Source organism: Bradyrhizobium sp. JYMT SZCCT0428 (assembly GCF_018131075.1).
In the GTDB taxonomy this organism is placed as follows: Bacteria; Pseudomonadota; Alphaproteobacteria; order Rhizobiales; family Xanthobacteraceae; genus Bradyrhizobium.
In genome coordinates, this window is record NZ_JAFCLS010000029.1 from 49264 (window position 1) to 63040 (window position 13777).

14 protein-coding genes are annotated in these 13777 nt (G+C 62.7%); 5 read left to right on the plus strand and 9 right to left on the minus strand.

The annotated features are described in order from the left end of the window. Position 1 precedes the first annotated feature (1 nt). Genes JQ575_RS26885 through JQ575_RS26895 form a run of 3 tightly spaced genes read right to left on the minus strand, consistent with a single transcriptional unit; the run spans position 2 to position 2078 of the window. Positions 2-796, minus strand: a complete 795-nt coding sequence (locus JQ575_RS26885; protein WP_192733996.1) for a transporter substrate-binding domain-containing protein — start codon at positions 794-796, stop codon at positions 2-4. A 50-nt stretch (positions 797-846) separates the two neighbouring features. Further along, positions 847-1293: a ribose 5-phosphate isomerase B gene (rpiB, locus tag JQ575_RS26890; protein ID WP_212036140.1), complete on the minus strand. Its 447-nt coding sequence runs from the start codon at positions 1291-1293 to the stop codon at positions 847-849. Beyond that, positions 1290-2078: a FadR/GntR family transcriptional regulator gene (locus JQ575_RS26895; protein WP_192733998.1), complete on the minus strand. Its 789-nt coding sequence runs from the start codon at positions 2076-2078 to the stop codon at positions 1290-1292. Before JQ575_RS26895 ends, rpiB begins: the two co-directional genes overlap by 4 nt. Before the next feature lie 289 nt (positions 2079-2367). Here JQ575_RS26895 and JQ575_RS26900 point away from each other — a divergent pair, with 289 nt between their 5' ends. After that, on the plus strand, positions 2368-3351 hold the full coding sequence (locus JQ575_RS26900) for a tripartite tricarboxylate transporter substrate binding protein (RefSeq protein WP_212036141.1): 984 nt from the start codon (positions 2368-2370) through the stop codon (positions 3349-3351). Between the two features lie 39 nt (positions 3352-3390). Here the strand turns inward: JQ575_RS26900 and hisI are convergent, their stop codons facing one another. Both hisI and folE read right to left on the minus strand, forming a co-directional pair. Then, positions 3391-3840, minus strand: a complete 450-nt coding sequence (gene hisI / locus JQ575_RS26905; RefSeq protein ID WP_212036142.1) for a phosphoribosyl-AMP cyclohydrolase — start codon at positions 3838-3840, stop codon at positions 3391-3393. 67 nt (positions 3841-3907) lie between these two features. Beyond that, positions 3908-4612, minus strand: coding sequence for a GTP cyclohydrolase I FolE (gene folE, locus JQ575_RS26910; protein ID WP_212036143.1), 705 nt, complete (start codon positions 4610-4612; stop codon positions 3908-3910). 234 nt (positions 4613-4846) lie between these two features. Here folE and JQ575_RS26915 point away from each other — a divergent pair, with 234 nt between their 5' ends. Then, complete coding sequence (locus JQ575_RS26915) at positions 4847-5290, plus strand: iron-sulfur cluster assembly scaffold protein (RefSeq protein WP_192734002.1); 444 nt, start codon at positions 4847-4849, stop codon at positions 5288-5290. A gap of 134 nt (positions 5291-5424) precedes the next feature. Here the strand turns inward: JQ575_RS26915 and JQ575_RS26920 are convergent, their stop codons facing one another. Then, positions 5425-6342 carry a hypothetical protein gene (locus JQ575_RS26920; protein WP_249166915.1) on the minus strand — a complete coding sequence of 306 codons (918 nt, stop codon included), beginning with the start codon at positions 6340-6342 and terminating at the stop codon, positions 5425-5427. Positions 6343-6648: 306 nt separating this feature from the next. Between JQ575_RS26920 and yidD the strand changes: the two genes are divergently transcribed. Continuing rightward, entirely contained in the window at positions 6649-6960 is a 312-nt protein-coding gene (gene yidD, locus JQ575_RS26925) for a membrane protein insertion efficiency factor YidD (RefSeq protein ID WP_212036144.1), read from the plus strand. A 47-nt stretch (positions 6961-7007) separates the two neighbouring features. On the opposite strand, the gene JQ575_RS26930 is transcribed toward yidD, so the two are convergent. Further along, the gene (locus JQ575_RS26930) at positions 7008-8186 is read right to left on the minus strand and encodes a hypothetical protein (RefSeq protein WP_212036214.1); all 1179 of its coding nucleotides are present in this window, start codon (positions 8184-8186) and stop codon (positions 7008-7010) included. Positions 8187-8272: 86 nt separating this feature from the next. Then, positions 8273-9646, minus strand: a complete 1374-nt coding sequence (locus JQ575_RS26935) for an APC family permease (protein WP_212036145.1) — start codon at positions 9644-9646, stop codon at positions 8273-8275. 329 nt (positions 9647-9975) lie between these two features. On the opposite strand from JQ575_RS26935, the gene JQ575_RS26940 reads away from it, so the two are divergent. Both JQ575_RS26940 and JQ575_RS26945 read left to right on the plus strand, forming a co-directional pair. Next, a complete protein-coding gene (locus JQ575_RS26940; RefSeq protein WP_212036146.1) occupies positions 9976-11280 on the plus strand; it encodes an alpha/beta hydrolase in 1305 nt (434 codons plus the stop codon). A 171-nt stretch (positions 11281-11451) separates the two neighbouring features. Beyond that, positions 11452-11778, plus strand: a complete 327-nt coding sequence (locus JQ575_RS26945) for a GrlR family regulatory protein (protein WP_212036147.1) — start codon at positions 11452-11454, stop codon at positions 11776-11778. Positions 11779-11889: 111 nt separating this feature from the next. Here JQ575_RS26945 and JQ575_RS26950 read toward each other — a convergent pair whose 3' ends face one another. After that, complete coding sequence (locus JQ575_RS26950) at positions 11890-13710, minus strand: caspase family protein (protein WP_212036148.1); 1821 nt, start codon at positions 13708-13710, stop codon at positions 11890-11892. Positions 13711-13777: the final 67 nt, after the last annotated feature.

Consider the following 13777-nt stretch of genomic DNA (forward strand, 5'->3'; position numbering starts at 1 on the left):
CCTACTGCTTCAGAATGAGATCGGGCAGATTGTCACCGAAGTACTTCTTGTTCAGCTCGTTGAGCTTACCGTTCTTGAGATTGGCTGATATCCAGGCGTTGACCTCGTCCACGAGGCGCTTCTCGTCCTTCTTCACGCCGACAGCCAGCTTGAAGTTGTCGAGCACGAATTTCAGCTCCACCTGCCGCGCCGGGTTCTTCTTGTCGATCTGCGGGACCATCATTTCCGCCGTCGAGAAGATATCGACCTGTCCACTGAGGAAGGCCTGCGTCTCGGTGGCGTCATCCTCGTAGCGGACCAGCTTCATCCCCTTCGGCCCCTCCTTCGTCAGCTGCGTGTCGTGCGTCGTGCCGCGCACCGTGCCAACCGTCTTCCCGTCGAGCTCGGCCAGCGACTTCACGGAGACGGACTTTGGGGCCGCGATGACCGTTCGCAGCACGGCATAGCCTAACGAGAAATCGATGACCTTCGCACGCTCCGCCGTGTACGAGAGGCTCGAGATCACGAGATCGGCCTTGCCGGTCTGAAGTGCTGGAATTCGAGTGGCACCGGTGGTTGGCACGTGCTCGAACTCGAGTCCCCAATCCTTGGCGAGAAGCCGTGCCGTGTCGACGTCGAGGCCGGTCGGTTGCAGCTTGTCATCCGTCATGCCATAGGGCGGCACGCCAAGATCGATGGCGATACGGATCTTGCCGGCTTTCTTGATGTCGTCCAGCGCGTCCGCGTGTCCGAGGGACATGGCGGCTACCATGGCTGTGATGGCGAGTGCCGTCGAAGCTACAATCTTTTTCAACATTGCCTCCTCCCGTTTGTCTTGTTTCTTGGCGTTTTTACTTATCTGGCGTCCTAGCGTTCGTTGTCCATGATCGCGAGCTTGGCCACCCGACGCCGGAATTCCTCTGATGTAGAGAACGTCGCGCCCAAATAGGCCGCGATCAGATCCTTGGCGAGCCAGGGACCGACAATCTGGGCGCCGATGCACATGACGTTGACGTCGTCGTGCTCGACGCATTGGTGTGCGGAATGGACATCGTGGCACACGGCGGCCCGAATTCCCTTCATCTTGTTCGCGCCAATCGAGGCGCCGACGCCCGTGCCGCAGACCATGAGGCCGCGCTCCGCCTGCCCCGTCGTGATGGCAGAAGCGACCTTGCGTGCGATATCCGGGAAGTCGACCGGAGCGGGATCGAAGCTGCCGACATCCAGCACCTCGTGGCCGCCCTCCTTCAAAAAGGCCAGCACGTCCGCCTTCATGGGAAAGCCCGCGTGATCCGAACCTACGACAATCTTCATGTGGTCTTCCTGCTGTTCGCTCGTCTCTTCGGTTGTAGATTTGCCGCCGACGAGGCCGTGATGCCGCCTATTTCACCGATGATGGCGCGCCTTCGGTATTCGTTGCCGATTTCAAAATGCTTTCTCAGCGTTGCATCGGCGCGGTCCGGATCGCGGGCGACGATCGCCTCGAAGATGCGCCGGTGATCGTCGATCAGATAGGTTTTCATCGAAGGGAACGCCTGCACGAGTTCGCGGCGATTGCGATGCACATGCGTCAGCAGGCCCGCCATCGAATTGTGAAGCACGGCCAGCGTCTGCGAATGCGACGCCAGCACGATTGTGCGGTGGAATTCGTAATCGGCGACGCCTCCGGCGTCGGCCTTGTCGATCGTTTCCGCAATCTTGCCGAGTGCCGTCTGCAGGCGTTCGAAATCGGCGATATCAGCGCGCTCGCAGGCGAGCCTGATCGCCTGGCACTCGATCGCGACGCGGGCCTGCATCACGTCATCAGGCATGTCTGCCTGTTGGGCGAGCGCGAAGGTGAAGAAGTCATTGAGGACTGAGACGTCCGGTCGCGTCACGACAGTACCGATGCGATCCCTGATCTCGACAATGCCGAGCATCGTGAGGGCCCGCAGCGCTTCGCGAACGAGCGGCCGACCTACGCCGAGTTGAATCGCCAGATCTCGCTCGGAGACCAGCCGATCGCCGGGTTTCAGCGAGCCGGCGAGCAAGCGGTCGCGCAAGAAGGCGAACACCTTCTCGAATCCCTTCTCGCCCTCGTCTGCTCGCTTCAGTTCCACCCGTATTCCTTCGCTGATCTTACCTTGGTAAGACCAGTAAGCAGACCAGATGGCGTCGTCAAGCTCTCGATTTGGCGTTGGCGCTAAAAGCAATCGTTCGAGCCGGACAAGCTTTGACCCAAGCGGACACAATCCACCGCGCGGAATATCAAGCCTCAACGAGCCTCGCCTGAACTACATCGCCGCTACACTTCGCCACCAAGCCAGGATGGCGCGTCCCGTGCTACTTCTGCCTCCCGCCCGGGGGTTCACAACCGGGCGAATGACAAGAAACCAACAGGGCAGGAAAATGAAAAAGCTGACACGGCGAACGTTCGTGACTGGTTCGGCGACGGTGTTGTGCGCCCCGTCCGTGAGGACCGAGGCGCAATCCTCATGGCCCACGCGCCAGATTCGCATTCTCGTGCCGTATCCGGCGGGCGGCCAGACGGACGGCATCGCGCGCGCTTTCGGCGACTATTTGGCACGGCAGGTGGGAAAGACGGTCATCGTCGAGAACAAGGCCGGCGCAGGCGGCGTCATCGGCGTGGCGGAAGCCAAACGCGCAGAACCTGACGGTACCACCATCCTGTGCACGATTTCTTCGTCACTCATCCAAAACCGTCTTACGGTGAAAGACCTACCCTACGATCCCGAAAGAGACTTCATTTATCTGACGATGGTCAGCGGCGCCGGGGGGCCGGTGGTGGCGGCGAAGAAGACCGGAGCAAAAAATCTTCGCGAGTTCATTGAGTATGGAAAAAAAGTCGGCAGCCTGAACTGGGGATCGTACGGCGTGGGCTCGACGCCGCACGTCCTCATAGCGACAATGGCGAAGCAATACGGCATTCAATTTCAGGTCATCCAATATCGCGGCGAGGCGCCGATGTGGAATGACATCGCGGGGCAGACGCTGGATGGCGCGGCGGGAAGCTATGCCGCAGCAGCACCCGTCATCCAGGCGGGAACCGGAAACCTGATCGGCGTGGTAGGCAGCCGCCTGCCACCCTATCCGGACACGCCTACAATGACCGAACAGGGCGCCGTCGGCGACTTCTACGACCTGCGCGCATTCACCACCTTCGCCGTACCAACCGGAACACCGCAGGATATCGTCCAGCGGATCTCGGAGCTGTTGATACAGGCCGGATCCGACTCCAAGGTCCAGCAGATGCTGACCAACTTCATTCTGAGTTCGCCTGCCAATCTTGAAACGACAGCCCGTGTTTTCAAGCGCGACAGCGATGTGATGCTCGGTATCCTGCGCGATCTTGGCGTCAAGCCATCGGAGTGATTACCGAGCGGCCGATGAGGCCGCCAGCGCAACAACGGACTATTTTCGATACACCGCGTTCGGATCGAACAGTCGGTCCGCATCGACAAACGACAGCTGCGTGCCGCCATCGCCCGTCGTCACTGCGCGGTAGAAGCACGACTGCCGGCCGGTGTGACAGGCCGCGCCGTGCTGCTCGACCCGAATCCAGATCGCGTCCTGATCGCAATCCATCCGCATCTCGACCACGCGCTGGGTGTGTCCGGAGCTCTCGCCCTTGCGCCACAGGCGCCCGCGCGAGCGGCTGAAGTACCAGGCCTCGCCGCTGGCGATGGTCTTGCGCAGTGCTTCGTCGTTCATGTGCGCGACCATCAGCACGTCGCCGGTCGCAGCATCGGTCGCCACGCAGGTCAGAAGACCCGACGCGTCGAATTTGGGCTGGAACGCCAGCCCTTCCTCGCGGTCGTTGATATCTGCGGATGTGGACACGGTGGGCCTCGCGAATTCCATAGCGTTTTCGAGCGAAGTGGATACCGGTTCGCGTGAAGAAAACGCGTCAAAATAAAGGAAAGCGAGGTTACCGGGCCGGTCCTCGCACCATGGACAGGAAACGCGCCTGCTCCGCCGGATTGTCGCGGAACATGCCGGTATAGCGGCTGGTGAAGGTCATCGCACCGTGCTTGGCGACGCCGCGCACCGACATGCAGGTATGCTCCGCCTCGATCACGACGGCAACGCCGCGGGGTTTTAGCACCTCGTCGATCGCGGCTGCGATCTGCGCGGTGAGATGCTCCTGCGTCTGCAGGCGGCGCGCGAAGATATCGGTCAGGCGCGCGAGCTTCGACAACCCCACGACCCGCTCGACCGGCGTATAGGCGATATGCGCCTTGCCGTAGAACGGCATCATGTGATGCTCGCATTGGGAGGTGAATTCGATGTCGCGGATCAGGACGAAATCGTCATAGCCCGCGGTTTCACCAAACGTGCGGTCGAGCACCTCGGCCGGGCACTGGTGATAGCCCTGGTAGAGTTCATCGAAGGCCTCGACGACCCGGCGCGGGGTGTCGAGCAAGCCCTCACGACCGGGGTTCTCGCCGATATAGCTGAGCAGCGTATGGACGGCCGCTTCGGCCTCGGCGCGCGACGGGCGCGGCTGATCGGCACGGACGGCGGCGGCCAGGAATTCGGCGGGATCGAGTTCGGCGGGACGGGTGTCCGGGGCCACGTCAGGGGATTTGACCTCAGTCTTGCTGGGACGAAGGGATTTGATCAATGCGTCCATGTCTTCTCCGTTCGACCGGTCCTTCAGACCGGAGTGTCACCGGGCAGACGGGGCGGCTTCGCCGCCGGACGCCTGAGTCCCCTTGAACCTAGCACCACCGGGGTAGAATTGGCTTCCAATCAGGCCGCCGTGGCAATATGGCCGGACTGTATTTCCGCCATGACCGTCCATATATAGGACGGTGAAACCCTGCCGCCAAGGGCGGTTCCGCCCACGGGCCCGAGACCTCGCTCCATGCTGAACGACATTTACAACAAGCGCATCATCGAGTTGGCCGGCAATATCCCCCGTCTGGGCCGCCTCCCCGACCCCGACGCCAGCGCCACCGCCCATTCCAAACTGTGCGGTTCCACCGTCAAGATCGACCTCAAGATGGACGGGCCGGTGGTTTCCGACTTCGCCCATGACGTGAAGGCCTGCGCCCTCGGACAGGCCTCCTCCTCCATCATGGCAAGCCATGTCATCGGCTCGACCGCGAGCGAGCTGCGCGAGTTGCGCGAGACCGTGCGCAAGATGCTGAAGGAAAACGGCCAGCCGCCGCAGGGCAAATGGGCCGACATCGCGCTGCTGGAGCCGGTGCGCGACTACAAGGCCCGCCACGCCTCGACCATGCTGACCTTCGATGCCGTGGTCGATGCCATCGGCCAGATCGAGGCCAGGGCGAAGCAGCCGGCGTAGGCGCAGCAGAAAACCCTCTCCGTCATTCCGGGGCACGCGAAGCGTGAACCTCAGATGCGCATTGCGCATCGGGGAATCTCGAGATTCCGGGTTCGATGCTGCGCATCGCCGCGGAATGACGGCTGGTATTGAAGCTACTTCTGCGGCTGAGTCTGCGCCGGCGCGGCGGTGCCACCGGTGGGAACCGCAGCTTCGGCGGTCTTGGTCGACTTCGCCGGATGCACGGGCGCCTGCTCTTCGACCGCGGAGCTGACGAAGCGATCCTGCGTCGGCTTGGACTTCAGTTCGGCAACCGGCGTCGATGAGTCACGCGGCAGCACGTCGGCCGCGGCGTCAGTCGTGATGAGGTTGGTCAGCCGCAATTCGGCGGCCGACAATTTGTGCAGATCTTCCCACGGCGGCACGCTGAGCGCGAGCGACAACAGATCGCCGGTTCCGCCCATGTCGAAGGTGAACTTGGCGAGCCGGCCGATGTCACGCTCCACGATCATCAGGTCCTGCGCGGTGTAGCTTGCCGCCTTGGCGTCGTCGGCGCGATCGCCCATCCAGATCTGATGCACGCGGACATGGGAGGCCGGCGACACATAACGCGTCTTGCCGGACAGCAGCAGGAACACGCACATCGACTCGCAATAGGCTTCCGGAACGACATGAACGCGTTCGCCCTGCGCCGTCTGCGTGCGCACGGTGGTGCCGACCGTCGTCAGCGCGCCGAGGGCACGGAACCTGCGGCCGAGCGCAATGGAATCGTTGACCGAACCGCCGCTGGAATCGAGCACGATGGTGGCGCCGCCAAGCTGGCGATCGCGCGCGAACTCTTCGAATGCTTTGGGACTGTCCGCGGTGACGATGCCGACGGCGGAGACCCAGCCCTTGCAGTCCGGCTGGCATGCGACCCACTTGAAGTGCATCGGCAGTTTGCGTTCTTCGAGGGACACGCCGGCGTGCGCCGAGTTGACCGGCGTCGTGATCTCGCCAGGCAATGCGATACAAAGGGCGGTGGCACCGAGCAGCGCCAGGCCGCGAATTTTAGCCGACGTCACAAACCTCAATTTGGTTCCTTCCCCCAAGCCCTAACGGCGAGCAACGGCAATGGCCCCACTTCAACGCCACATGATTCTGTCATGCTGGCGTTATGAAAAAGGTAACCGTGCGCCTTGCGAGCGTCCATAGTACCTTTGCTGCATCGCCAATAAACCATCGGATAATTTCCAACTGTGGCGTAAATATCTGCGTATGTTCAGTTCCTTACCGTGGAACCCCGCAAGAGTACGGAGATCATTCGGGCAAGCCATATGGAACAGTCATTCATGCCGTCATCACAGTGCACAAAATCACATTGCACCAAATCACACTGCATGGATTGTGCCACGACGGTCCGGCGCCTGCCCCGCAACGCGGGGCGCGGCCTGATCTGGATTTATCGTCACACGCTGTCGCCGCTGGTCGGCTACAACTGCCGGCATTTGCCGACCTGCTCGGTCTATGGCGACGAGGCCATCGAGCGCTTCGGTCTTTGGGGCGGGGGATGGATGACGCTGGCGCGGATATTACGCTGTCAGCCCTGGGGCACGTCCGGCATCGACAACGTCCCGATCGTAAAACCGCCGGACGCGCGATGGTATCTGCCGTGGCGCTACGGCCGATGGCGGGGCGTCAACGCGCCGTAGCGCTGCGTGATGAGTGAACACGACACATTGAAATCAAGCCGAACGAGCTAGCGCCAGAAGAAGAACCCGCCTCTCGGCTGCGGTTCGATCGGCGCCGGCGGACGCGGCTTTCTGGGACGCGGCGGCGGCGGTGGTGGCGGCTCGGCCGATGACGTCTCCTGGCTGCCAGAGCCGTCGTCGGGCAACCTGACCGACAGCAGCAGGTTGGATTCATGCGTGCGCCAGCGATAGCCGATACCGAAATCCATCGGCTGCGCGCGCCTGAACAGCTCGGCATAGGATTGCTGATATCGTCCAGGGAACTCGTCGATCGGGCCGGCATAACGGCCGAACGGAAAGAAGCGCCATTTCTTCGGGCTGTAGTAGTGAAGCGGAACGCCGGAATCGTCCTGGATGATGGTGGCGCTGTTGGCGAGGATGTAATCACGTACCGTGGTGAAATTGCCAAAGTGCAGCAAATAGGACGCGCTCTTGATCAGGCTGTTGCCGGGCGCCAGCGTCGAACAGAACTTCAGGAAGCCCGTGACCTTGACGCCGGAATTGGAAAGATCGGTCGAGAAATAATACAGCGTCTTTTCCGCGCCGTCGCTGCCGGCGAAGACGATGCGCGTGCCGCGCACCGCGTTCGGCCCGGGGTTCTCGTTGCCGAAATACGCCGCGCCCTTGTCGTCCAGCGCCACCGGCGTGACGCTGCGGATGGTCTTGCCCGAGCGCGCCAGGAACACATAGAGGACCGGCAAGGTGCCGTTGATCTGGCCGGCACTCAGATCGGTCTTCATCTGCTTGGTGATGAAGAAGCTGAAGCTCAGGATCGAACTCAGCGAACGTTCCACGCTGTGGAGCGCGGCGCCGACGCCGCCGCGCGGCAGTCTCGTCAGATCCGGCACCGAGCCCGGCGGCTCGAGCGCGCTCAGCACATAGGTCGACGCCTTTGAGTAGAACGCGTTGGCATAGAGGAAGTCCGGCCCCGAGAACATGTAGAACATGGTCGGCCGCGGCGCCGCCAGATTGCTGTCCGCCCAGGCGCGGATCTTCGACAATTGCCGTTGCTCGAGCTGCGCGAACGCATTGTCGAAGAATTTGGCGTGGCGCTGCCAGGCCGGCTCCCTGGTCAGCGGCATCAGCGGCGAGTCGGCCGAGGGCATCATGCCGGCGAGAAACCTGGCGGTATCGTCGGCGGTTGCCGGGTCGGCGGCACGCGCGGGCAACATCACCACGATCAACATCGCGGCCACCAGCACTACGATTCTCAACGAGGCAATTCTCACCGCGGCAATTTTCAACGAGGCAATTTTCAACGAGGCGTGCATCTTCATTCGCTGCCCGCAGACGCGGCCACCGGGCCCGGATCGGCCCGCTTTCGGAAAACGGCGTAAATCAGAAGCCCTGAAAGCATGATCAAAACACCAAGGAACACCCGCAGCGGTTGTTCGGTCAAAAGATAGTACATCATGAAGCCGGTCACGAGCAGGAATACCAGCGGGGTGACCGGGTATCCCCAGGCGCGATAGGGTCGCGGCAGGTCGGGATGCGTGATGCGCAGCTTGATGACGCCGAGCACGGTGAAGAACGAACAGAACAACAATGCGAACTGGATGAATTCGAGCACGGCTTCAAAACTGCGCGTGAACAGCATCAGGCTCGCCACCGTCAGCTGAAAGAGAATGGCCCAGGCCGGCGCGCCGCCGGTCGACCGGCGCGCGAACGGGCGCAGCACCGGAATGTCCTCGCCCATGGTCATCATCACGCGCGGTCCGATCCACATCATCGCGCTGATCGAGGAGATCAGCCCGAAGCAGATCATCGCGCCGACGATGCGGCCGCCGAACTCGCCGAAGATGTAACTGCCGGAGACGCGGGCAACGTCGAGCTGGCCCGCCAGCTTGTCGATCGGCGCCGAGTGCAGGAACACCGCGTTCAGCGCCACATACAGCACCAGCACGATCAGCGTCCCCGTCAGCATCGCGCGCGGCACGTTGCGCTCCGGATCGTGCACCTCGCCGATGATGTAGGTCGCCGCATTCCAGCCCGAGAACGAATACATCACGAACACCAGGCTGATCGCGAACGGCGCGCTGACGATGTGGGAGAAGTCGGACGCCGACGGCGCGAACGACAACGGCTGTGGCGTCGCCATCAGAAATCCGGCGACCAGGAAGGCCACGATCAGCAGCACCTTGAGGATGGTCGCGATCAACTGGAAGGTGCTGGAGTGCCTGACGCCGGTGAGCTGCACCAGCGACACCAGCCAGACCACGCCGATGGCGAGTGCCAGCGGTGGCGCGTCCGGAAAGACCGATTTGCCGTATTCGCCGAACGCCATCGCGGCGAGTGCGACGGGCGCCGCAAAACCGACCGTCGCCGACACCCAGCCCGCCACAAAACCGAAGGCCGGGTGAAAGGCGCGGCCGAGAAAGTTGTACTCGCCGCTCGAGCGCGGAAACATCGCCCCGAGCTCGCTATAGGCAAACACCCCGCACAGCGCGACGATACCGCCGACGGTCCACAGCAACAGGATCGAGAAGCCGGAAGGGATGTCCTTGACCTGAAATCCCAGGCTGGTGAAGACGCCAACGCCGACCATGTCGGCAACGACGATGGAGATCGCTACCACGACCGAAATGGTCGAGCCGCCGCCGGGACGCGGGCCGGACCATGCCGCGCTGCCCGTTTCTGATGCCGCCATTTCGACCGTACCTTCAGCGCCGCACGCCTGAACCCTCATGGTGCAGGCTGGCGCCGCCCAATTCAAGCAGCGTTAACAACGATTTAAATCAGGCAGAGATTTGGGTATCCAGATACCCAACGATCTCTTCGGCCTTTGCAGTGCACCCCGACATTGCGAAAACAAGATGGCGGGGGCTCACAATCAGGACACGATTGGATGGTCTCCTCGGGACTTCCGGATGTGGGGAGCTTTCTCCGGAAGCTTAACGTCGCCTAAACACGATCGAGGTACGCCGGTTAACGGTGGATCTTGGGTGGTTCTCAGGTGGTCCTTGGGGCACGGGGTGGATGGTCGGAGCGGATCCGAAATTCCAGATAGATCATCGCGCGAACCGGGTGATTTCCCCGGCGACGCAGCGCCATGCTCAGCCCCGGCATGCCCATCCTCGTCGTTGGCGCTGGGTCGCCGTCGCTTCGCTTTTTGCACCCCTGTCCTTTGTCCTAGTTCAATGCGGCAAGGCGCCCAGCGCGGACATGCTGGCAGCGAACGCCCACGCCACCGCCGGCGACAGTTTTGAAGACCGCTTCCCGCAGCCGCGATTCGCCGACCGTTTCCCGACCGCCAGCGAAAGCCTACAACAGGTACAGCAGCAAGTTGCGTTGGCCCCGGCGCAACGCAAGGTGCGAACCGAGCCGGTCAGGGTCGCCTCGCTCAATCCCACGCTGACGCTTCCGCGCCAGAGCGAGCGCGAAGAACTGACCACGCTGGTCAGCATGAAATCCTCCGCCTTCCCCTATTTCGGCACCAATCCGCGCTCCGAGGCGCCGTTCCTCAACATCACCAAGGGCGATCGCAAGGGCCATCGCAGCTATGGCGGCCGGGTCTATTGGCAGGATGAGACCTACAATGACAGCCGCGTGCTGGTGCACGTCCCCGAGACCTTCGACGTCCGCAAGCCCGGCGTGATCGTGGTGTTCTTCCACGGCAACGGCGCGACGCTGGAACGCGATGTCCGCGACCGCCAATTGGTGCCGCAGCAGATTTCGGATTCCGGTGTGAACGCCGTGCTGCTGGCGCCGCAGCTGGCGGTGAACGCCGCCGATTCCAGCGCCGGCAAGTTCTGGCAGCCCGGCGGCTTCAAACGCTTCATGGACGAGTCGGCGACCCACCTCGCCCGCCTCACCGGCGATCCGAAATCGGCGCAGGCGTTCGCCAACATGCCGATCGTAATTGTCGGCTATAGCGGCGGCTTCCTGCCGACCGCCTGGAGCCTCGACGTCGGTGGCGCGACCAACCGCGTCCGCGGCGTGTTCCTGCTCGACGCCGTCTATGGCGAACTCGACAAGTTCGCCAGCTGGATCGCGAACAACCGCTCCGGCTTCTTCGTCAGCTCCTACACCCGCTACACCAAGCGCCGGGACCAGGAACTGATGTCGATGCTGCGCGACAAGGGAATCACCGTCACCGAGAACATGGACGGGCCGCTGCGGCCCGGCAGCGTCGTGTTCGTGCAGACGCGGGACGGCATCACCCATCGCAGCTACGTCACGCAGGCCTGGACCGAGCATCCGGTCAAGGACGTGCTGGTCAAGATGGCGGCTTCGCCACAGCTGACCCGGATCGCCAGCGCGCCGTCACCCGCGAACCGGTAATCGGTCGCAGCTTTGCGCTGACATCACTTCCACCTTCCCATCATACCGCTGAATTCCGCTGATCGAATTGTGATGTTGATGGCCCGACGATTTAGGGCGTGCAGCATTGTTTGGCATGGGCTCGAGCCATAGGGTGTAGCCATTGGGGAATACAACTTCCGGGGATGGATTTTGCAAGAAGGCTTATGCAAGGTTGAATTTCATACGGTTCATGGAACCGGCACCGGCGTGATTTACGCCTGCGGCGGCAAGCTTCGGGGTGGCAATTCGGCATTCGCGTTCATCGGCAATTACACCGACAAGGGCGACGGCATTCAGGTCAAGATCAGCACGCAACGCCACAACCCCGATCCTGCCTTCAAGCCGCTGTTCGGGACCGACATGGTCACGCTGACGCTGAAGGGGGCCGACAACGGCAGCATGATCGACTTCGAAGGCACCGCCCTGCAATTGCCTGGCGTCACCTTCAAGGCCGTGCTGACGCGGATGGCGGATTAGCGTCCCTCTTTAGGCTCCCTCTTGCGGGTCACCTGTTCACGAAGAAAAAGTCGTCGCGTCCGGGTAGCGAACCATATGTGTACGGCTCCTGCCGTCCGGCGGTCGCCTCCATCACGTCATCGCGGACGAGGCGGAACAGCTTGTTGATCTCGACGCCCGGCGTCGCGATCCGCTGCACGACCGCGACGGCAAACGGCGAATAGTCCCCTCGCCGTCCAGCGCGGTCTCGCCATGCTTGGCCGCGTAGACCACCAGCGATGCGCCCTGCACCTTGACCTCGCCGAGCCCGCGGCCGACCGACCGCGTCTTCGCGCCGCGCGTGTCGCCTTCGTTCGAAGCCGGCGCCGGCGCGGCGGCAGCCGTCGGCGAAGTTGCCGTTGATGCATTCGCAAACGGATTGTCCCGGCAGGCATCGAGCATCACGAGCTTGAGCTTCTTGGCGCCGTCGATGGCCGCCATCACCTGATCCAGCGGCATGGCCTCGAACAGGGCGTCGCGGCCGGATGCCAGTTTGGCATCGACCGGTATCAGGTAATTGACGCCATTCACCTCGATTCCGTGGCCGGCATAATAGACCATCGCCCAGTCGGACTTGTCGGCGGCCGCCGCGAACGTGCGCAGCGCCTCGGTCATCTTCTCGCGCGTGACGCCGATGGCGACCGTGACGCTGTCGAAGCCGATCGCGCGCAACGTGCTCGCAATTTTTTCCGCGTCACGGCCCGGGTTCTCGAGCGCCCTTACCGATTTATAGGCGGAATTGCCGATGATCAGCGCGGCCCGGCGGCCTTGTTTTGCCGCCGTCGCCTTGGCCGCTGCCGGCGCCACGACGGGGACGGCAACGGGCGGGGTCGGCACCGAATTCGTCGAGGCCGCCCTGATGGGGACCGGAAGGATGGTCGGCTGCGGCACACCGGAGGAAAGCGCCGCAAGACGCGCCTCGGCCGTTTCACGCGCGGATTTCGACAGGTCGCCCCGGCCGGAATTCTCGCTGATCGACAGCGCCGTTCGGAACTCGGATTTCGCGCGCTCGAGATCGCCGGTGCGTTCGAACGTCAGTCCGCGGCCGGTGAGCGCCGGCGCGAAGTCCGGTTCGATCCGGACAGCCTGGTTGAAGTCGGAAAGCGCCCGGTCGTATTCGCCCATGTAACGCAGCGTCTCGCCGCGCAGCGTCAGGCCAAGGGCGATGCCGGGGCCGCCGGCGTAAAGCTCGATGGCGCGGTCCTGGTCCTGCAACGCACGCTCGAGGTTTCCGGTGCGACGCCAGGCATCGCCGCGATTGGCATAATATTTGGCGTTCTTGGGCGCAAGCTTGATCGCAACGCCGAAATCGGCGGCCGCCTTTTCATACTCCCCCATCGTCTTCAGGATCAGCGCCCGGTTGTTGTAGGCCGAGGCGCGATAGGGGTCATTGTTGATCAGGGAGATCGACTTGTTGATATCGGCAAGCGCCGCCGCGTAGTCCCCCTTGTCGCTGAGCATGTTGGCCCGCTGGTTATAGACCGCGGGATCGCGGGGCAGAATCGCAGCGGCTTCGTTCAGCACCTCGATGCCGCGATCGAAATCGCCCTTGCAGTGCTGCCAGTAGTACGAGATCCACAAATGCAGATCGTAATAGGCAGAGCTCTTCCTGGAGGGCGAGACGTCCTTGGCGCGCATCAGGTCGGCAAAGCCCGCGTCGCATTTCTTCTGGTTGAGGAGGCTCTGCGCGCGGTACGACAGCGCCAGCGCCAGCTTCGCCGGGGACCGGCTGGAATCGATCAGGATCGTGCAGGCGGCAACACGGTCATCCAGTTCGCTGTTGCTCTTCAGCGGACCGACCTTGCAGCCGCTTGGCTGCTCGCGAGCGATCGCATTGTCCGGCGATGCCAGCCCCACGGCCGCGAACTGAAGCGCCGCTAAAGCGGCATAGGCCGCGGTATTGCCTACCCTCACGATGCCCCCTCGGATTCCCCACGGGCGAGAGAAGCACGCGAACCTGGTCTTGTCACGATGGCGCCGT

Bases quoted from the DNA above. Each gene is read 5' to 3' on its own strand.
- JQ575_RS26885 (WP_192733996.1), bottom strand. From the start codon at position 796: ATGTTGAAAAAGATTGTAGCTTCGACGGCACTCGCCATCACAGCCATG.
- rpiB (WP_212036140.1), bottom strand. From the start codon at position 1,293: ATGAAGATTGTCGTAGGTTCGGATCACGCGGGCTTTCCCATGAAGGCG.
- JQ575_RS26900 (WP_212036141.1), top strand. From the start codon at position 2,368: ATGAAAAAGCTGACACGGCGAACGTTCGTGACTGGTTCGGCGACGGTG.
- hisI (WP_212036142.1), bottom strand. From the start codon at position 3,840: ATGGAATTCGCGAGGCCCACCGTGTCCACATCCGCAGATATCAACGAC.
- folE (WP_212036143.1), bottom strand. From the start codon at position 4,612: ATGGACGCATTGATCAAATCCCTTCGTCCCAGCAAGACTGAGGTCAAA.
- JQ575_RS26915 (WP_192734002.1), top strand. From the start codon at position 4,847: ATGCTGAACGACATTTACAACAAGCGCATCATCGAGTTGGCCGGCAAT.
- yidD (WP_212036144.1), top strand. From the start codon at position 6,649: ATGGATTGTGCCACGACGGTCCGGCGCCTGCCCCGCAACGCGGGGCGC.
- JQ575_RS26930 (WP_212036214.1), bottom strand. From the start codon at position 8,186: ATGTTGATCGTGGTGATGTTGCCCGCGCGTGCCGCCGACCCGGCAACC.
- JQ575_RS26935 (WP_212036145.1), bottom strand. From the start codon at position 9,646: ATGGCGGCATCAGAAACGGGCAGCGCGGCATGGTCCGGCCCGCGTCCC.
- JQ575_RS26940 (WP_212036146.1), top strand. From the start codon at position 9,976: ATGGTCGGAGCGGATCCGAAATTCCAGATAGATCATCGCGCGAACCGG.